Raw genomic sequence first — 21,052 nt, forward strand, 5'->3', positions numbered from 1 at the left:
TCATGCTAATATAATGCAGGATTGTAATAATCATAAGAAGAACCATGGCGATACAGTTTGCAAGAATAGAGATAGTAAGTAGGAGTTCAGGAGGTAATAGCTGCTGTAAAGCTGCCTATAATGCCAGGCTGATTATTAAAGACGAGAGAACTAATATTACTTATAATTTTAGCAAAAAAGGCGATAATGTTTATCATGCAGTATTATTGCCTAATTATGTAGATAAAAGATTCAAAGATCCTAGAATCTTGATGAATGAGGTAGAGCGTACAGAGAAAAGAAAAAATAGTCAATTATTAAAAGATATAGTTATAGCACTGCCTGATGATAAAGAGCTAGATTTAAATGATAGGATAGCCATTACTCATGAAATCATTGAAGAGATGGGATGGGTAAAGAATGGGCTTGGAGTTCAGGTTGATATTCATCAGCCACATGATGGAGAGAAGAATTGGCATGCCCATGTGCTTGTTACCACTAGAAGATTTACAGAGGATGGTAAATCTTTAGGAGCTAAGGCAGTAGATTTAAATCCTAAATTTGCCAAAGTTAAGGGCAAAGCATTCATTATCCCTGAAGATAAAATTATTCATGAGAGAGCTAAAGAAGTAATCAATAAATATTTTGCTAAATTAGGTTTAGAAATCAAAGTAGACCCAATAAGTTTTATGCCACAGCAGCATGTCGGCCCTACTAGAATGAGAAGTATTATCAATGAAATAGCAGAGCAAAATAAAATATGTAAGCTAGCCCATCTTGAGATTGTTAAGAATAGCGATGGAGTATTAAATCGTATTATTCGTCATCAAGCTATTTTTACTAAATTGGATATAGAAAAAGCAGTAAAAGAGATTCCAGAAGAAGCAAAAAAGCAAAAACTAATAAGGGAAATATTAAATTCAGATAGGCTGGTAAAACTATATAATGAAGATTGCACAGATACTAAATACTATACTACTATAGATATACGGGATGAAGAATTAAGGATAGTTAGAATAGCAGATAAGGTAAATAGCCAGATTCATTTTAATAACGTTATTAAGCTTAAAAGTGCTATCGATAATCTTACAAGTGTTAATGAAGCACAAAGAGAAAGTCTGCAGCATATTTTAATTAATAATCAAGGGATTAGGATCTTGCAAGGTAGAGCCGGCACCGGTAAGTCACAAGTACTTGCTGAAGCTTATAAAATTATCACCAATCATGGGCAAAATATTATAGGACTCGCTCCTACTCATAAAGCAGCATCAGAGCTTAAAAGTAAAGGCTACCAGCAATGTCATACAGTAAAAGGGTTTTTATTTAAATTATATAATGGTAAAGCTGATCTACCAAGAAATACTACGCTAGTAGTAGATGAAGCAGGGATGGTAGGTAATAGTGATTATTTAGAATTACTGAAAGTAGCAAGGAGTAACAATTGTAATCTGATACTGGCTGGAGATGAGAGACAACTCACTTCCGTTGAGCGAGGAGGAATGTTTGCAGTATTGGCTAGTAAATTTGGCTCATATGAATTAAGTAACATTAGAAGACAAAGTAAAGTGTGGGCAAGAGAAATGGCTTCATGCTTTGCAAGATCAGATATTACTGATGGTTTGCATTTACTAGAACAGCATAAATGTTTAAAGATTGATCATACGCTAGAAGAATCAATGGTAAGATTAATTAACGATTGGAGTAACAGCAAATTTGCTCTGAATGAGCGTTTAATAATTACCATGCGTAATGCTGAAGTAGATAGTATTAATCAAGGGATCAGGGAGTTATTAAAAGCTAAAGGCTTGCTTACCGGTAAAGAATATAGACACTATATTTCATCTGAAAAGCACGAAGATTATATGGCAGGAGATCGTATTTTATTTAAGGCCACTAATAAAGATTTACAAATAGAAAATGGTGAATTTGCAACGATAACTCTCGTCAGTAATGATAAGTTTGTTGCTAAAACAGATAGCGGGAAAGAAATAGAATTTAATCCTCAAGATGTAAGCTTTAAACATGGATATGCATCTACAGTATATAAAGCACAAGGAGCCTCAATTAAAGATGTCTATGTATTACATAATCTAGCAGGAAATAGCAGAAATTCTTATGTAGCGATGACGAGGCACATAGAAGAGGTAAAACTCTACTATAATAGGAAGGCTACCAGGAATATGGCCAGTTTAATATCGCAACTTAGCAAATTAGATAATAGGCTATCTAGCATTAATTTTAAAACTTTAGAAGAATTAGTAGCGATTCAAGATCAAGAAAATAAGAGTCCTAATATTATAGATAAAGTAGGTGATTGGTTTAAAGGGGTAGTAGAAGATATTAAGGATAGATTACACAGTAATGATAACTATTACCTCTTAAGAGTAAGCTCAAGGCCACCTGCTAAAGTAGCAGAAATCCTAAGAAACACCAGCACAAATCTTGCCACAAGCCATAAAGCCCAAGAAGAGCGAAAAAGCTCTTCTTATAACCTTACGAATTGTAATAAACAAGATACAACAATAAGTGTTAAGTTACAAGAGGATATTATGGCCAAGAAAAAAATAGATTATAATTCTATTAATAAACAAAAAGCAGTAGAATTAAAGCAACGATTATCATTTAAAGCGGAAGAAATAGGTAGAAATTTGCTAGGCAGTCCAAACAAGCATTTATCAAATAGTCAAGTGTTACGCTGGGAGAAAGATGGTAAAATAGCGATGAAGATAGGTGGCAGTAAAGCCGGCAGATGGTATGATTTTAGTAAAGGAGAGGGAGGAGATCTATTTACCTTAGTACAAAGAGAAAAAAATTGTGATTTTGTAGAAGCTAGGAAATATTTACAAGATATGGTTGGTATATCAAACAATAGCAAGTTATTAGAAGATAAGATAAAAGAGCAATTTGACCAAAAAGTTAAGAATCAAGATCAACAAGCGAAATATGCTGAAATATCTAAGATAAAGAGAGCTATAGGATTATATGAAAAATCAGATGCTATAAAATATTCTATGCCCAATAATGTAGCAAAAAGATATTTATCAGAACATCGTGGAATTAAAGAAGTATTAACAAGATACCAACTAAGTAACGATCTTAGAACCAATATGATGTGGGACAGTAATAGCAAACAATATTATTCGTCATTAATTGCTTTTGTAAGAAATAAAGATGGCAATATTACCGGAGGTCAAGCTATTTATTTAAATAAAGAAACAGGGGCAAAAGTGAGTATAGAAGTTAATAAACGTTCATTTGGTAGAATCAGAGGTTCTTTTGTTGAGATTAATAAAAATAACGAACAGCAGAACGTACAAAGCAGGAATGTACAAAGCAGTAAAGATGGCAATAATTCAGTTAGTAATATAACGATTATAGCAGAAGGGGTAGAGACAGCTTTAAGCATTGCGGAAGCTGGTATTAAAGGCAAAATTCTTTGTAGTTTAGGTGTAAGTAACATTAGGAACTATGAGCCTATCAAAGGAGAAAGAATAATAATTGCTGCCGATAACGACGGCAAAGAAGCAGTATCAGTTAATACTGTAATTAAGGCTCAGGAAGAATTAATTAGCAAAGGAGCGACAGTCACAATAATACGACCACCGGAAAAAGGTGATTTTAATGATATGTTAAAATCCCAAGGAGCAGAATCAGTAAGAAATCTTCTAGAGCCTGAAATAGAGAAATTAACAGTAGCACTTAAATCATCATTAAAAACAAGTGATGATAGAAAATCACAATTTCAGTCTATAGAATTACTATTTTCAAAAATGGTAAATAACGATAATAATGGACTCAATAATTTGCAGCAACAGCAAATAAAAGCTTTAGCACAGTTTGGCACAGCAGAAAATATCGATACTGCCTTACAAATCTACAGAGAAAAAGGTATAGATTCTTGTATGCTCTATAGTAGCAAAATTTGCAAAACAGTAATAGAGCAGAAGATACAGAAGGATTTACAAATTATGAAGAATAAATTTGATCCTAATTATAATCTTGGTGATAAAAGATTTTCTGATATAGTAGTATATGATTTTCAAGGCAAAAGCCATCTAGTCCCTGAAGATTACTTAAATGCCATAGGAAAAGATAAACAAGTAATGCAGTATGTAAGTTCAAGCTCAGAAATAGCTAAAGAAATAAGAAGTGCGGTAAAGAACTGCTCTGAGATCAAGCTAAATCAAGGAATAAGAGTTTAGGATGTAATGTAATAATATTTTATCAAGTTAAAAAATGTAAATATATGAGTGAACAAGGAAACCTGCTTGGTGATCCAGAGAAGGATAAGAAGAAAGCTAAGCATGATAAGATATTTCGTAAGGCACTTGAGAATCCTCTAGTTGCCCATGAGTTCTTTAATGCACATTTGCCCCCAAATATTAAAAGTTTAATAGATTTTCCTAGTTTAGCAATGGAAAATACCACTTTTGTAGAAAGCTCTTTAAAAGATTCTATCTCTGATGTTTTATTCTCATGCAAATTTGATAAACAAGATGGATACTTATTTTTACTTGTCGAGCATCAATCAAAAGCAGATCATTTTATGGCTTTTAGGCTATTTAAATATATGATTAATATTTGTGAGCGATATTTAATACAAAATCCTAAAGCTAAGACTTTACCATTAATATACCCAATGATATTTTACAATGGTCAGGAGAAATATAATGTTGCAAGGAATTTGTGGGATTTATTTGCCAATAATAAATTAGCAAGAGAATTATGGATTAATGATTACCAATTAGTGAATGTCCATGAAATACCAGATGAAGAGTTTAAACAAAGGATATGGTCAGGGGTATTAGAATTTTTTCTCAAGCATATACATGAGAGGGAATTATTAAAGAGATGGCAAGAAATATCAGATATACTGCCGGAATTAACTAAAATAACGATAGGATATGATTATCTAGAAATGATATTATATTATACTTTGACAAAGATAGAGCAAGCTGATAAAATAAAATTAGAGAATTTGTTATCAACAAAGTTGAATCCGGAAATAGGAACAAGGCTTATGAGAAGTTTAGCAGAACATTGGCAACAAGAAGGAAAAGAATTAGGTATTCTTGAAGGTTTACAAGTTGGAGAAGCTAAAGGTATCCAGATTGGAAAAGCTGAAGGGGAATATAATAAAGCAGTAGAGATAGCAAAAAAAATGTTAACTCAAGGTTGTAATGTTTCTTTAATTTCTAGTGTAACCGGTCTTGATGAAGCTTTTATTAGTTCTTTAGAGTAAACATATTTCTTGTAAAATTTACTCTGCTGTTTGAAAAATCATTTATAAAAATTCTGAAATAACAAAAAAGTTTTTTATACATAGCTTACCTCTAAAATTTATAATATTAAATTAGCGATTTAAAGAGGTGTTATAATAGGACTTTTCTTTATAAGGTATTCCCCCCCCCTATCAAACAATTGAAATCTATTTAAAAATGCCATAAAAATGGTTTTTATATTTGTTGGATTTAAATCAAGTTTGTAGATTCATTTGTAATTTAGTAATAGGGAAATTACCCACAAGTTTTACATAACAGGTGAGATCTGGTAGATTCATGATTTCAGAAGGCATTACTAATAATTTTCTTTTCTCTAAGCTATGCATATTTACTCCATCACGCATGGAGTTAGCACCATAAGAGAGATTCTCTTGAGTTTCAATAATTTCTTGCTCACCAAGCATTAAAGCTGATTTATGTGCTGTTTGTTGATCACTTACCCGAAAAATAAATTTGCTACCAAATAGATCAAGCATTGAACTACTTCCTGCATGGCCATATATCTCCTCTAATTGATGAATATTCTGCATGCCTGCAACAACGCAGCCACCATATTTTCTGCTTTCAGCTAAAGCTATCCCTAAAGAAGATATCTTGTGTAAAGCTGGCAGCTCATCAATCACAAACCACATATTACTATGAGTATTATTGATGTTCCTATTCATTAATGCTTTTATCGCTATGCTAATCCATGCAGCAATAAGTGGTCTAAGCATTACTCTTTGATTAGGAGTTGCGGTGATAAATAACCAACCTTTGTCCGCAGTAAACCACTTTCTAATACTAAAACTACCATCAGGCTTTAAATGTTGCAGAGCTTCAATGTTTTTACTAACAGTTGCTTGAATACCTGAAGAAGTCTCAGGTGCACTACTGCTAATTATACCAGACACTGCACTATTTTTAAAGATCCTAACAAATTCTTTATTATTTGCATAAAGAATAGTATTTATTAGCTTTTTGATGTCTTTACTATCCTGATATAATTTTAATCCTTCAGCCAATACTAACTCAGCACTTTTAGCAAAAAAATCATCTAATTTTGGATTATAATTACTAAAGTTACTTGCCATATCACTATAATCCCAAATTTCATGACAATCATTCCATGGTAGCCAATGCTCAGTACCATCTTGTAAAGGATTAAGTAACTTATCACATTTGGGATCAAAAAACCTATCAGTAAAGCTACCTGTTAAATCAACAATAATTGCTCTACCTCGTTCTTTTCTAATCTGAGGTAATAGCTCATTTAACATGTTAGTTTTACCACTACCTGTAGTACCAGTAATAAGAATATGTCTTCTCTCACTATTTTTCACCAATGGTAATCCAGAAAAACAAATATTAGCAGCTTGCTTGTTTTTATGAAGCATTTTTGCTAAAATACCTGCTTCGACAAAATCTGCTCCCCTGATCTTATCTTGGATAACAGCTTTTTTACCTCGATACATAAAAAAGATGATAGCAGTAAACATGAAAGCAGTAAAAGTAATAATACCTTCTTGCCAAGCTGAATGCAATAAAAATTGCCCAAATTGATTGATATTATGCGAATGCGGTGTAATATGCCAGAATTTATGAACAAATTCTTCAGCATTACGGTAAACCCAAGCTTTTTGTTCTAAATAATAGAATTTAATACCTATTTGATTTGTAGGATAAAAATGTTCTCCTATAGCAAGTTTTAACCCCGCATATCTCTCTATAATAAAATAATATAAGCTTACTAAGGATAATTTCTGATATATACGCCACATTAGCCAAACTACAGTAAATATTAATCCAATAGTTAAAGCATTGATACTTCCTTGACTAAACATTCGTAGCTGATGAGCAAAAATTTGTGAACCACGAGTAAAATTATTTTGATTTTGTTGCATCCAATTATAAATTATTTTTCAATATCTTTAATTTTTCTTCAAACTCATTAGCCATCAGATCATTACCTAATTTCCTTAGACCTTTAATTGCTCTTTCATATTCCTCTATAAGATTAGGTTTATATTTAAGAGCCAAGTTAAAGTTTTCTTTAGCTTCTTTATGTTTTCCCATGCTAATTAATGTAATGCCTTTTTCTAAGTAACTTTCAGCATAATCAGATTTACGCTTAATAGCTAAGTCGTAGCTGTGAATGGCTTCTTGGTATTTACCTAATTTTCTTAAAGATGTGCCTTTGTTACAATATGCTGCTACATCGCTTGGCTTGTAATTAATTGCTAAATCATAATTTTTAATTGCTTCTTGATGATTACCTAATATACTGAATGCATATCCCTTTAAACCATATGTTGCTTCATCATCAAGTTTATATTTAATCGCTGAATCAAAACTTTTAATTGCTTCGTGGTACTTTCCTAGCTGCATTAAGGACGTGGCTTTATTATAATAAGCGTATGCATAATCAGGTTTATACTTTACAGCTAGATCACAGTTTTCTATTGCTTCCTGATACTGTCCTAAGTTTATTAAAGATATACCTTTATTGTAATATGCTTCTGGATATTTTAGATTGTAGTTTAGAGCTAGATCAACATTATTAATTGCTTCTTGATATTTACCTAAGCTATTTAATACATCTCCTTTATTGTTATATACTGCTGCAAAATTTGGTTTGTATTTTATAGCTATGTTATATAATGCAATCGCTTCTTGGTATTTTCCTAATTTTTTATATGATACTCCTTTATTATTATAGGCCTCTGCAAAATCAAACTCATATTTAATAGCTAAATCATAATTCTTTATCGCCTCTTCATATTTACCTAATTTTGCCAAAATCATTCCTTGATAATTATAAGCATCTGCGTAGTGAGGTTTATATTGAATTGCTAGATTAAAATTTTTTACTGCTTCCTTATATTTACCTAATTTATAAAATGCTCTACCAATATTGAAATATTCTTCTGCTAAGATATTTTGATCCTGAATGTGGTTTTGTTGATCTATTTGTTGTTTTGTATCAACAGGATTAGTAGAGTTTTGTGCAAAAACACTATTAAAAAATATTAATGGCAAAATAGCTATGATAGCCAATTTCTTGATATTTCGCATAAATTTATCCTCAATTATTTTTATTTTTGTAATCCAGTAATTTTATGTTTCTTTTCTTTATTGCCTTATCACTAATGCCAATATTATATGCTATTTGCTGGCCAGTTCTGACAATCGTTGATTCAGGAGTTTTATTAAATTCATCTTGAATTTTCATCTTCTTATCTTTTACTTTATCAGATAACTGCTCAAGAAGCTTTACTTTTTCTAATTCATTATTATCTACACTTTGAATAAGCATTTGTTCTATACTTGTATCATAAATATCATTTTTTCTGTTATCAATACTACTAATAGCAGCTTGATCATTTAACTGCTTGATATTTTTATCAAAATTTGATCGTATATTTTCTTTAGTTGGAATATGGAGGCTACTTGTAGAGCTTAAGTTTTGCGGTATAGTGTTATTAATTTTAGCTATATCTAAAGCTATTTGTTCTGCTTCCTGCCTGTGAGTATTGGCCCAGGTAGCAGCTTGCTCTTTACTGTTTACTCCAGGAATATTTTTTGCAATTATGCTATTTAATACCGGTTCGTTTAAATTCCGATCAATAGAAGCAGAGTTTTGTGATATATAATTCATATTATAGTTTAACTGCTCGATATTTTGTTTAGTTTGTGTTATTTCTTGCCCTACGGATTGTTGTTCAGAGAAATTACTATTTAAATTATTGCTAAGTGAATGCAGATCACTATTTGTGTGACCTAATCTGCCATCTTTAGTAGCACTTTTAATTTTAGATAATGCTTCGTTATATGATTGCTGTTGATTTACTGATTTTCCTCGTTCTTTTCCTTGCTCATTACTTGATCCAACTTTAGTCATTGCGTGACCAACCATAGTATTTACACCAATACCCCCTTCAGCACTAGTACTAGTTCCTTTTCTATTATTGCTACTGGTATGATCAGTAGCAGCGATGCTATCTGAATTCATCTGTTGCAATGCTAGATACTGGTTATCAGTAATACCTATGGACTTTGCCTCTTCGTAGCTTAATCTTTTGCCTATTTCAGTTGCTATAGAATTTCCTGTAGTAGTTAAATCACTATATCTATCATTTAATGAGTCAAGATAACTTTGTGAGCTCATAAACTGAGATTGATAACTATCTTGCAATAATTTAGAGGAGCGGTAATTGTTAACTAAGGAGTCCACTGCTTGAGTCAGTACCTGCCTGCCGCTATCTGTGCTAGTCACTCTCATTCCTCCATCATCAATAATCCCTCCTGCCAATTGCAGCGTTGGGGTAAGATTTTGCTGAGCAATTGTTCTATTACCAATGCTATAATTATCCATAGAGAGGTTATTATCAGCAATATTAGCACCAATATTACTTGCAACCGGTACTGGAGAAAATTGATTAGCTAATGTTGTTGTTGCATGAGCACAAGCCTTTAATACTGCCCAGGATAACATCGGAACTGAAGCTGCTAGCATCTGAAATGTTGCAAATTCATGCAACAGAATTTCTGAAAAACTCCCCTGTGATAAGATATTTAAACCAGTAAATTGACTAGTACCTGATTTACTAGCTAGGCTAATCATGCCTAAACAATGAATTACAGTAAAAAACACTGGCCAGCTGGTTACCCAGATAATCAAGGTTATCCAGGTCTTAAAGATAGTATAACCACCGGGCAACATCGACATTGGAAATACTACAAAAATAAGACAAATTACTAAAGCAAAAAATACTGATTGTAAGATAGGCATTATATTTGCTGCCATTTCTCCTGCAACCAGGTAAGAAAATGATTGCTGAAATAATCCACGAGTCGCATTCATACTAACTAACTGAGGATATATTCTAGAAAGTGAGAATTTTTCTCTTAAATCATCATAAGCTTCACGATAGCTATTTAATAGCATTGCTTGCCTCATCCACTGGTGAATATCTGTTTGCTCTTTTTTAAGATATTTTAAAGTATCAGATGTTATAGCTTTTAATCTACTTGCTAATAGCTCTTGCCTATCAGAACTAATACCTATACCATTTGCAAATTGAGTCAACAAGCCTTCGTTTAATTCTTTATTAAAAGCTGCCTTAATTAAAGGAGTGACCTGCATGCAGGTTTTAAACGAAATAGCAGAATTACTTGGATCCTTATAATAAATACCAAAATTATTGGGCATATTTTGCTCGATAAAAGCAATGATGTCACTTGCTCTTTGTGCTTCTGCTTTTTTACCTAAAATATTACCAATTATATAAGGTTTCATAAAACATTGTCTTAAAAATTCTTTTGTATTGGTCAAAGTTACCGGATCCTCTATTTGAATGTCCTTGATTTTACCAATAGCTTTTGCTCCAAACATAATCCCATTCTTCCTGCTTGATAACCCTTCATCAGGAGGTAACAAGTGTTTTTCCAGCATTTCTGAGACTAAATAACTTATTTTAGATGATACTGAAGCAAATAAAGCGATGCCTATTGGAATATTATCAATTTTCACAGGAGCCTGCATTGATATTTCATCTTTAAGCCACACATTTGCTTTTGGAGCAAATAAAAAGATAAAAATAAATAAGGATGGAAAAAACCATTCCATAGCAAAAATACCAATATTACCTCTAAAAATAGCACGAGTTGCTGCCCAAATTCCACCAATTGTCAAAGCAAATTTACCTACCGGTGTAAAATACTCACTATTTGAGGCAAAGACTCTTCCTATGCCATTAAAAACTTGCCATAATATATCTCCTCCACCAAATGTATGTATTACGTAATCTGTCATATTCTTTTTATATTTTATCTTCTTTGCTTATTTTTGTACCTGCTTATCTGCTTGCTCATCTAATTTTAATTTTTAAGCCCTCTCTTTAGCGATCAAATGTTGCTCTATTAATCTTGCTCTTCTATCAATCTGATCACTACTGGTTAGCATATTACTCCATTTCTCCTGAGCAAAAAGTTGCACTCGATCTAAAGCTTTTAAGTAGGCAGTTAAATGATGATCTGCTACTTGCTTTGATTTGAGCATAGTAACTGCTTTTCTTACCTCTGAGGTTACTTCCTTTAAATGCTGCAGTAAACTATAACTAGCAACTAATTCTGAAGAGCTATCTAAAATAGTCACCCCAGATATTGCTTCTAAAGTAATATAGTCATATATTGGAAATGCCTCCCCTATTGAGGATAGGAAAGTAATATCGGCATTACTAAACTCGTTATTACTTGTAAGTTTGCTCTTTAATTCATCTAGTTTTGTTTTAGCCTTGCCTTGATATGATTGATCTGGAGCAATACTAATATTGCGTCTTATTACTGGATTTAAACAATGAATATTATCACAAGTATAAATTGAGGCAGATTCTCCGCCTTTTAAATGAGTAATCCAGCTCTTTTCATCTTGAGCAAGTGACGCAAGAAAATATACATTATTATCTCGAACTATTATAGTTCCTGTCATTGACATAATGGCACTTCTCATATTTTCAGGAATCCCTGCTTTTTCTGCTGCTTTAGTAAAGATATTATAATCAGTAAGCATTAATTCTGGATCTTGATTTTGGACATTCGTTAAAGCTTGTTTCTGCTCTAAATCACTACGACATTTTTTGCCGGCAGCAAAATAATCCAAACCAGAGCTGGATTGTAAATCTTTGCAAACTGATTCTCTCATTGCTGAATCTTTAGGCAAAATGGAAGCAAAAAGAGCCTTAGTCATTTCACAATCTCCCTTAGCAAATTGATTCATTTCCATAGCAAGATTTCGTAAATCTTTTAAGGCATTTTCTATTTGTGGAGCGAATGTTTTAAGACCCAATGAAAATGCATAAGCTTTTGCTTGCGTACCAATATTTTTCATCAGCTGTACTAGCTCGTCTCCTGAGATAATCGAAAAACTACCAAGATAAGCGTCTATACCGCTACAGCTCATGTTTAAAGATGGCGGAGTAATAGAAATAGGATTAAAAGATGTTTTACCTGTCCGCATTGATAGTCCTCCTGCCGCATAATAGCCAGCTGCTTGAGTCTGATACGCACCAGGTTTAGTGACATTAACGCTCATGCCTTGAAATACATCCTGTAAATCCCAAGCATAAGCTGTTGTTGTTTGTAACAATAAAATTATCATGAGAATATGCATCACATGCTTTATGTAGATTACTCTTCTAAACTTATTGTTACTGATCATAATCATTAACCTTTAGTCTATTATAGTGCTGAATTACCAATAAAATATTTTCAGCAATTTTATCTTCACTAATAATTCCTCTTGCAACTGGATATATTTGTATGCCGCTGCTATCGACTAAATATAATACCGGTACAAGCTTTGCAGGATTTAGTGTTTGTAACAAACCAGTATCTTTAATGGTTGGCATCCCTTGAAATCTAGTTTCACTATTACTTACAAAAATTAATTGAAAGCCATATTTATCTGCAAATTCTCTTACAATAGGGGTAAATGCCTGGCAGTAATTACATTCTTGATTTACTTGCATAATTAATCCCCAATTCTTAGCTAAAAATCTTAGTTTTTGGCTGCTGTCTTTATCTTGTCTTATCTCGTATAATTTTTTATGCAATGAATTTGCAGGTATATTCTCGTTTGTAAGACTATAATCAAGTAAGGTAGCAAGCTGCCACATAGTAGCAAATTTATGTGATTTTTCTAAAATTTGTTTATGTAACCTTTGAGCAATAATAACATTGGTAAGTGTTGGATTATCAAGGGCTCTGCGTTGAGCCTTAGAAAATTCCTGCTTTAATTTATTTATTCTTTGATCATAAGGTGTTTCAGTAAAATCCTGTTTTGTAACTACTGAATCTAGCTTTATTACTTCTCTTGTTTGAAACAAATCTTCATTATACCAAAGGAAACCTGTTGGTTGAGTGCTATCTTTTAGTTCATTGTTGCTGGCTAAATCTAATCCTATCATTTTATTTATACTATTAGCATTTAAGTCCATAGTACCAGCAAATGCATGATTTGACCAATCATTGATTAGTAACAATAAAATAATTACTAGTGATGTAATGGCTAGTGATGATTTAGTTATTGTGTTTACTAGCCACTTCATCATTTTAATAGGATAAATTTGAATCAGTATGATTATTATTAAACCTTTGCTGTTGCATTATAGGCATCTGGTTTTTTAGTTGCTGTGGAAAGCTCTTATGCATTTTACTTTTAGCATGATCAAGTAAATCACTAAATAGCTCCTCTAAATCAAATTTAGAAAAATCTATTCTTTGTAACTCTTCTACTGTAAACCCACGACAATTAGCCTGCTGCCCTGTGCCAAAACTAATAGCTAATTGTTTTTTGCCTTGCTCTTGAAATACTCTTGCAAGTTTTGAATAAAAACAACAATAAGTAGATTTTTTAGTAATACATGTCTTAAATATTTTATCTTTCTTAGCACAATATGTCCCAACATAGTAGCACTGACCTTTTGCCCTTTTTAAGGCTAAGGCTTTTTCTTCTGCATTACACTGGCTCAGCCCTAAATCCTTACCCCAACCTTTGAATCCAGAGCAACAATTAAGAAAATTGCCAATATTTGTTTTGCGGCAACTGTTGGCATGCCCCTTAAATACTGAAATTGGATTTGTCTGCATATCTTTTTTCATTTCATTTAACATGGCAAGGTGCCCAATACTTGCAATATCATTATTTGGCACAATAGTTGCAGTATGACAATTCCCTCCTAAACAAAACATTTTCGATCCTGCTATAGAGGAGCTAAGCTCTTTTTTCTCATTAGAGCATATGTAATCTTTGTGCCATTGCAAACAGATACTAGCAGCTTGCCTAATGCAATTGCTCCTTGCAAGTTCACAACCTTGCTTCTTTAAATGATCACACCCATATTTTGGCTCACTACTACATTGATATTTAATTTGCTCGCTCCAGCATGGACGATTAACATTATATTGATTAAAAAACAACTTATTACCAGCTTCAAGACATATGCGATTTATTTCATGGCATTCATTTTCCTCAACCAAAGCTTCTGAAACCTCATTTACTATTTGGAAGTATTCACCTTTTTCTCTAAATTCCTTGATTTTATCACGATATTTATAAGTAAAAACATATCTATCCCATTTTACTATATCACCATCCCAGCCTTCAGTTAATGCTCCTTCTCCTTGAGGAGAAATTCCTATATATGTATCAATATGATCAAGGGAAGTATTTAACTTAGCAACAATAGCTGCTCTCACTTCTTCCATTATGATCTGATTATTATGCATATGCATGCTGTATATTGTTTTACGCTTACCTAAACGTCTTTTCTTCTTGCAAAAGACAGGATAAAGCCAGTGACGATAACTGTTACTTATCTCAGAACCTGAAAATGCTATATTTCGATCCTGCCAATCTCCCCATTTATCTATTAATTCAGCATCTAGTATGAGGTTTCTGATAATATCTACTTCAAATTCTACCCCTTCACAGCAACTCTTATTAATTTTGGTTTTCAATACTTTTTCACTAACATTAAGTGCAGTCCCTTCTATTTAACACTAATATTATTGTTACTGCTATTTTACATGATACTATTGAAGATACAGAGTTAACTAAAGAAATGATAGCAGAAGCATTTAGCCATAAGGTAGCTAATGATGTTGAATGTTTGACTAGGATTAAGAAAAATCATAAGATTAGTGTTGTAGAAATGGTTAAAATTTTATATAGGCAATAGAAGAAAGATTTATTATTAATTAAACTATTTGATAGATTGCATAATATGCAAACAGTTAGAGCTAAATCTCTTGACAAAATTTGGAAAACCACATCTGAAACTTTACAAATATTTTTAGCTTTAGCGGCGTATTTAAAAATACCTAAGGTGATGAAGCAATTAGAAAAACACTGCTTCAGTGTAATATGTAATTACGAAGTCTTACGGCAGATATTAACCCATCAATTAAATACATGACATAATAATTGCAAATACTAAAGTATAATGTTAGAATAAAATTATGCTAAAAAAAGAAGATTTTAGGACATTATCAACGAGTGCACAAGCAGCTTTAAGAAAAGTTGCATTAAGAGCAATTGATAAAGGAGAAAAACAATTAGATGTAGCAAGTCTTATAGGAGTAACACGTCAGACTATTAATAACTGGGTGAGCAAAAGAAGAAGAGGTGATAAATATGCAGTAACTGGGAAGTATAGAGGAAGCAAGACAGGAGAAAAAAGAATAATAAACGAAATGCTGTGTAAAAAAATACAAGATTATATAAAGAACTCTAGACCAGAAGATCACAATATTAAATCTGCACTATGGTCAAGAAAATCTATTAATGCCCTAATTAAAAAATACTGTGGTTTCTTTTTACCATTAAGCACGATTGGAGAATATTTAAGAAGATGGGGATATACTGCACAAAAACCAAAGAAATTAGCTTATGAACAACAGCCAAAACCAGTTCAAGTATGGCTAGATGAAAAATATCCTGCAATAGTAAAACAAGCACAAATGGAACAAGCAGAAATACACTGGGGTGATGAAGTGGGAATAAAATCAGAATGTCAGATGTTACAAAGCTATTCTTTAATTAAAAGGCAAAACACCCGTAGTTATTCATAAATCAAAACGATTGACTATAAATATGATATCAACTGTTACGAACAATGGTAAACTAAGGTTCATGTTATATGAAGATACACTAAAAACAGATATATTTATAGAATTTCTAAGAAGATTAGTTAAATATGCAAAAAGGAAGATCTTTTTAATATTAGACAATTTAAAAGTACATCATAGTACCAAAGTATACAATTGGACAAATAAGCATAAAGATAAAATTTCTTTGTTTTTTTTGCCTCCTTATACTCTACAACATAATATAATGGTACCCAAAAACTGAACTACTAAAATGCTAGAATGAGATATAATTTCTAGATACAAAAGAGAAAATATATGTCTAAAAAAGCAAAACAATATAGTGCAGCAGAAAAAACAAAGATAGTTTTAGAAACAATAAAAGCTGAAATGACAATAAGCAGGAGTTTCGCACTTAGCAAAAAATATGCTAATCTAGAGAAAAATAGTTTGAGATAAAAATGACAAGATCAAAATGTAGCAAAGACTTATATAAATCATTTTTACAAGCAAGTAGTGTAAGATATACTGGTAAAGCATTATCTGAAGTAAGTCCAGTAGATCTATCGCACGATAGTGCGAGTCGATGGTTAAAGAGTAAGGATTTTCGCCTTAGCGAAATCTATAGCAAAGTATCAAAATATATTGATCTGGAAGATCCTTGTTTATTAGTGGGAGATGACACATTATTGTCAAAGCAATACAGTAAGAAGATTGAGCTTGTACATTATCAATATTCTGGAGCTGTACATGATGTTATACCTGGTATAGGAATGGTAAACTTACTGCATTACAATACTAAAATTGATCAATCTACTCCTGTAGATTATAGAATATATGATAAAGACACTGATGGAAAAACAAAGAATGCGCATTTTTGTGATATGCTTACTTTAGCGAAGGAAAGAGGGATCAATCCTGATGTGGCTCTGTCCAAATAAGTGTGTAAATATCTAGCTGAAGGGATGATAATGCTTGTTGTCTCTAAATCCAACTTAACCGCAATATTAGTTAATAATGAACCTGATATTTTTGGGAAGTCATCAAAGAATTTATGATGAGATTCATAATATTTTAGCATTATTGCATAATACAAACGAAATTTCTTCTGGGTAGAAGAAATTAATTTATGTTGTGAGTCTGTAAATTTAGAATTTAATCGTTTCATAAAAAGTTCCTATAATTCCCAATCTCGGTATATTTCTAACCAAAACTGCAAAAAATACAAAAGCTTTTATAACACAATTATTCTAACTATGAAAGTCGTTTCTTAACTCGGCACTTTCTATAACTTTGCCGCTCCTTGCACGATCTTTAGTATTGGGCCAATATGAAATCACAGCACTTATACCATAATGCCACAATCATTGATAAAAACACAGATGCAAAAATAGATAACATAGTTCCCTACAATTATAAAAAAAACGTGAAGAATTAAATGCAGTAGTAAAAAATTACATAAACAGGCAAAAGCAAAACTTAGTGTCAACACCGGTCGAAAAATGATACAGTATCATAAAAAAATTATCTGTATAATAAATTATGTAAATGATCTTAAAAAAAATAGACAAATTAAGTAACCAGTATTACTCTTGTATAGATAGTTTGTAAATAAAATCTATACATGCTGGAATATATTAGACACAATGAGGGAACATTTTCTTCTCTAACAAAACAACAACAAAAATTAACACAAAAAAACAAAGCTATAGTAAGATAAGTTAATATAAATCAAGTATTATGCAAAATTTAGAAAATTGGCAAGATGAGTTTGAGATGTGTATATATGCTAAGAGGTTACTGGATAAAGTAATATATTTAAATAGCATAGTAAAAGTACCTAAAGTAGATGTTTTGGTAGTAAAAAAAGCAATCTATTACGCTCGGAAATATCATGGAAGTCAAATGCGTCAATCAGGAGAGCCATTTTATAGTCATCCGTTAGAGGTATCGTATTTAGTGTCAGACTATCTGTTTAGAACCGATATTTTAGTGACTGCAATACTGCATGATACTATAGAGGATACAGAACTCACCCAAGAAGAGATAGCTGCAGCATTTGGGTGGCAAGTAGCAAATCAAGTAATGGATTTAACGAGGATAAAAGGTGCAGGAGTAAAGATTAGTTCAGCAGAAACAGTAGAATTACTGTACAGGGAGAAAAAATATGATGTACTTCTGATAAAGTTATTTGATAGACTGCATAATATACAGACAATAGGTGCTAAACCTCCTGAAAAAATCAGAAAGATTATAGATGAAACTCTTAAAAGATTTATAACCCTGAGTATCTTTTTTGAAGATCGGACACATGGAGTATTAAAGATATCAAACAAAATAGTCGCACTATGCCATTATTATTCACCTATCACAAAACATATGTTACAGAATCAAACAATTATATTTAAGGATAATTACCAGCTTCCTTTTCCAACTGCTCAAAATGCGATAATCCATAATTATATCCGCAATATACTGGTATCAAAATAATTAATAATCCCCAATTACCAAAATATTTTATAACATAAATAGTACCGAAAGAGGTTAGTATATATACTATTGCACGTGAAAACGCATATGAAAAGTTACTATAAGTAAATCGTTGAAATATTGGAAAATATTTGAAGAAAATAGGAAATGCTGGTGCTTTAGATGGACCAAATATCACAAAAAACAGTTGTAATAACATCACACAAAATGGCGTTATTAATCCATGCTCCAATATATATGGACAAAATGGAATAAAAATAAGCATAGTCATTATTTTTATTTTTAGTATTTTTAGTGGATATATTCTACGGCTTAAATATGCTATTGATAGCATATTAATCATTGCAGCGATTGATACCAAAAAGTTATGACTAATAACTTCCTCTGGCGTATAACTGAATTGATTTTTAAGAATATTGCCACAATAAATGAAAGCAAAATAAAAAGTTAATGGCCAACTATAATCTACTAAAAATAAAGCTAAAATGCTTTTTTTGTCAGGTTTTTCAGACCAAATAGGGTCATCTTGTAATATTCTGTGATGCATATCATTATCTTGCAGTATTTTTTTTACTCGTGCTTTTGCATTTGCAAATTCCGGCGTTTCTCTAAGAGCAGTTCTAGCTATCGTTCCTATGAACGCAATTAATGCTCCTATCCAAAACACTATCCTCCAATTGAATGCAAATGAGGTAACAATATATGCCATACATAAAGCGGCGGCACTTCCCACAGCAGCAACAGCATCTATTAATGTTACAACTGAATATTGTACAGGTGGTTTAGTAATTTCAGTGAGGTAAAGTTGTGCTCCCATCAGTTCTCCCATCGAAGACATGCCTTGTACAACGCGACATATAGTCATTATCACAGTGGCAGTAATACCTATTTGAGCATATGTAGGGAGAGTAGCCATAATTATACAGGCTATAGACATCATAAAAGTAGTAATAACTACTGTGATTTTGCGTCCAATATGATCACCAATCCAACCCAAAATTAATGCTCCAATGGGTCTAAAAACAAAAGTAGAACAAAATGCTGCTGCTGCATAAAGAGCTGCAGTGTCAGGATTAGCTTTTGGAAAAAAAAGTTCATTAATGACCACTGCCATATGCACATAGATCATTAGATCAAAATACTCTAAGAATGTGCCTACAGATAATAAGCCAACAGCTTCCATCCGTTGCCTCACAGTAAGCTCTCTTGCTTCTTGCTGATTTTCCATCATTTCTGCACTCTCTAATTTCTATTATGGATGTACTCCAATATTTGTGTTGTATTAATACTTCATTTTATAATTTTACTGTCCAGTTTTTGGGTACCATTATAATATTTTCTTACAATAATATATTATCTCTGTAACAATAATTATGCAAGAAGTATGTTTAGGAGTTGTGCCTTTAACTACGTAGAGTAAATCTCGGGGGCAAGCCCGAAAGAAGTCTATTGAATAAATTGACGGAATTTAAATTATGAATTAGTGCATTATTTTTGTTGTCAATCTACTTATCAATACAGATGATATGTCATATCAAGGAGTATAAATGATGCTAAAATTTTTAAAGTATTATTTTTATATTATAATATTATTTTATTTAAGTACAAAATCTATGGCATCGCTCAATCCAGAAGCAGAACGATATATATCAAGCATGATTAATAAACATGTACCATATCAGGTAAGTGTTCTTAACAATAATTTTATTATCAATAATGTTAACGCTTATCCTCCTGGAAAATTAACTGCCATGTTTGCAAAATTTTTAATAGACAACAATTTAGTAAAAAATAAGGTGTTTGCAGATATAGGATCTGGATGCTTTGCCTTAGGTATAATAGCTGCAAAGAACGGGGCTCATACAATTATTGGTAGTGATATAAGTGAATATGCAATACAATGTGCAAAAGATAATTTGATACTTCATGGTATTACAAAAAATATGTATTTATTTAATGGAGAAGGTGTATTACCGTTGTTACCAAAATTTCTCGGTAAGATAGATATACTTGTCTCAGGGGTGCCTTGGGATAATTTATCTAAAAATGAATTTAACGGTATAATACCTGCAAGACAATCAATCAGCCGTGCTTTTTATGATGTTGATAATGCACTCATAAAAGATATTATGTTGCAAGGTTTTAATTTATTATCAAATCAAGGAAGAATATTTATTACTTCATCACTAAGAAAAATTCAACGAATAGAGCAATTATGCTCAGAGTATCAACTAAATTGTAAGATACTTAAAGGCGAGGATATACACAATGATGGTAACACACATTATATATTAGAAATAACTCGTATGAAATAGGGTATATACTTATTTAACTGATAGTAGTTGATACGGAATGTAAAAAAAGTTGTTGACAGTCAAGACTGTATCTCAACTATTACATAGTAGCTCCGCCAGTGTGCCAAGCAAAGTGCGTAAGGAACAGTTGGTGAAAATCCAGCCTATGTAAAGAATAGCCAACAGCGTAGAACCTAACTTGATACAGCATACGGTAACAAGGGTTGTAAAGCTCAAGTTAGCGATAAAGCAGACCGCGCAATGAAAGTGAATGGATTGAGCTCCGTAAAGTGAAAATTTAAGGACTAAGTAGAACAAAACTGATGTGTCAACACTTTTTCAGACAGTTATTTATGCACATTTTTGTATTTCTTCATATTG

At 32.0% G+C, this 21,052-nt stretch carries 15 protein-coding genes and 1 pseudogene; 9 read left to right on the forward strand and 7 right to left on the reverse strand.

Annotated elements, in window-relative coordinates:
* Positions 1-44 precede the first annotated feature (44 nt).
* Together A3305_RS00160 and A3305_RS00165 are read left to right on the forward strand one after the other, a co-directional pair.
* Positions 45-4,181 carry an AAA family ATPase gene (locus tag A3305_RS00160; protein WP_014392530.1) on the forward strand — a complete coding sequence of 1,379 codons (4,137 nt, stop codon included), beginning with the start codon at positions 45-47 and terminating at the stop codon, positions 4,179-4,181.
* Positions 4,182-4,225: 44 nt separating this feature from the next.
* Positions 4,226-5,221 (forward strand): Rpn family recombination-promoting nuclease/putative transposase, encoded by a 996-nt coding sequence (locus tag A3305_RS00165; protein ID WP_014392531.1) that lies wholly within the window; start codon positions 4,226-4,228, stop codon positions 5,219-5,221.
* Positions 5,222-5,455: 234 nt separating this feature from the next.
* Here A3305_RS00165 and A3305_RS00170 read toward each other — a convergent pair whose 3' ends face one another.
* The 6 genes from A3305_RS00170 to traN form a co-directional block, all read right to left on the reverse strand.
* Positions 5,456-7,144, reverse strand: a complete 1,689-nt coding sequence (locus tag A3305_RS00170) for a type IV secretion system DNA-binding domain-containing protein (RefSeq protein ID WP_014392532.1) — start codon at positions 7,142-7,144, stop codon at positions 5,456-5,458.
* Positions 7,145-7,148: 4 nt separating this feature from the next.
* The gene (locus tag A3305_RS00175; protein WP_014392533.1) at positions 7,149-8,315 is read right to left on the reverse strand and encodes a tetratricopeptide repeat protein; all 1,167 of its coding nucleotides are present in this window, start codon (positions 8,313-8,315) and stop codon (positions 7,149-7,151) included.
* A 10-nt stretch (positions 8,316-8,325) separates the two neighbouring features.
* Positions 8,326-11,055, reverse strand: coding sequence for a conjugal transfer protein TraG N-terminal domain-containing protein (locus A3305_RS00180; protein WP_014392534.1), 2,730 nt, complete (start codon positions 11,053-11,055; stop codon positions 8,326-8,328).
* 72 nt (positions 11,056-11,127) lie between these two features.
* Positions 11,128-12,459, reverse strand: a complete 1,332-nt coding sequence (locus A3305_RS00185) for a conjugal transfer protein TraH (RefSeq protein ID WP_041860625.1) — start codon at positions 12,457-12,459, stop codon at positions 11,128-11,130.
* A complete protein-coding gene (locus A3305_RS00190) occupies positions 12,449-13,351 on the reverse strand; it encodes a conjugal transfer protein TraF (protein ID WP_008579979.1) in 903 nt (300 codons plus the stop codon). The genes A3305_RS00185 and A3305_RS00190 overlap by 11 nt, the downstream gene beginning before the upstream one ends.
* Before the next feature lies 1 nt (position 13,352).
* Positions 13,353-14,759, reverse strand: a complete 1,407-nt coding sequence (gene traN, locus A3305_RS00195) for a conjugal transfer protein TraN (protein WP_014392536.1) — start codon at positions 14,757-14,759, stop codon at positions 13,353-13,355.
* A 20-nt stretch (positions 14,760-14,779) separates the two neighbouring features.
* Between traN and A3305_RS00200 the strand changes: the two are divergent.
* From A3305_RS00200 to A3305_RS00220, 6 genes and pseudogenes are all read left to right on the forward strand, one after another.
* Positions 14,780-15,217 (forward strand): annotated as a pseudogene (locus tag A3305_RS00200) (HD domain-containing protein); the annotation flags it as partial.
* A 43-nt stretch (positions 15,218-15,260) separates the two neighbouring features.
* Complete coding sequence (locus tag A3305_RS00205) at positions 15,261-15,872, forward strand: helix-turn-helix domain-containing protein (RefSeq protein WP_014392538.1); 612 nt, start codon at positions 15,261-15,263, stop codon at positions 15,870-15,872.
* Positions 15,873-15,894: 22 nt separating this feature from the next.
* Positions 15,895-16,152, forward strand: coding sequence for a transposase (locus A3305_RS11730; RefSeq protein ID WP_050982627.1), 258 nt, complete (start codon positions 15,895-15,897; stop codon positions 16,150-16,152).
* A gap of 53 nt (positions 16,153-16,205) precedes the next feature.
* A complete protein-coding gene (locus A3305_RS08640) occupies positions 16,206-16,346 on the forward strand; it encodes a hypothetical protein (protein ID WP_041860524.1) in 141 nt (46 codons plus the stop codon).
* A 2-nt stretch (positions 16,347-16,348) separates the two neighbouring features.
* Complete coding sequence (locus A3305_RS00215) at positions 16,349-16,828, forward strand: transposase (RefSeq protein WP_014392540.1); 480 nt, start codon at positions 16,349-16,351, stop codon at positions 16,826-16,828.
* A 799-nt stretch (positions 16,829-17,627) separates the two neighbouring features.
* Entirely contained in the window at positions 17,628-18,377 is a 750-nt protein-coding gene (locus tag A3305_RS00220; RefSeq protein ID WP_014392541.1) for an HD domain-containing protein, read from the forward strand.
* Here A3305_RS00220 and A3305_RS00225 read toward each other — a convergent pair.
* The gene (locus A3305_RS00225) at positions 18,292-19,605 is read right to left on the reverse strand and encodes an MFS transporter (RefSeq protein ID WP_014392542.1); all 1,314 of its coding nucleotides are present in this window, start codon (positions 19,603-19,605) and stop codon (positions 18,292-18,294) included. The genes A3305_RS00220 and A3305_RS00225 overlap by 86 nt on opposite strands.
* A 319-nt stretch (positions 19,606-19,924) precedes the next feature.
* Between A3305_RS00225 and A3305_RS00230 the strand changes: the two genes are divergently transcribed.
* On the forward strand, positions 19,925-20,692 hold the full coding sequence (locus tag A3305_RS00230; RefSeq protein ID WP_014392543.1) for a 50S ribosomal protein L11 methyltransferase: 768 nt from the start codon (positions 19,925-19,927) through the stop codon (positions 20,690-20,692).
* Positions 20,693-21,052 lie beyond the last annotated feature (360 nt).

It is taken from the genome of Rickettsia amblyommatis, assembly GCF_002078335.1.
In the GTDB taxonomy this organism is placed as follows: domain Bacteria; phylum Pseudomonadota; class Alphaproteobacteria; order Rickettsiales; family Rickettsiaceae; genus Rickettsia; species Rickettsia rickettsii.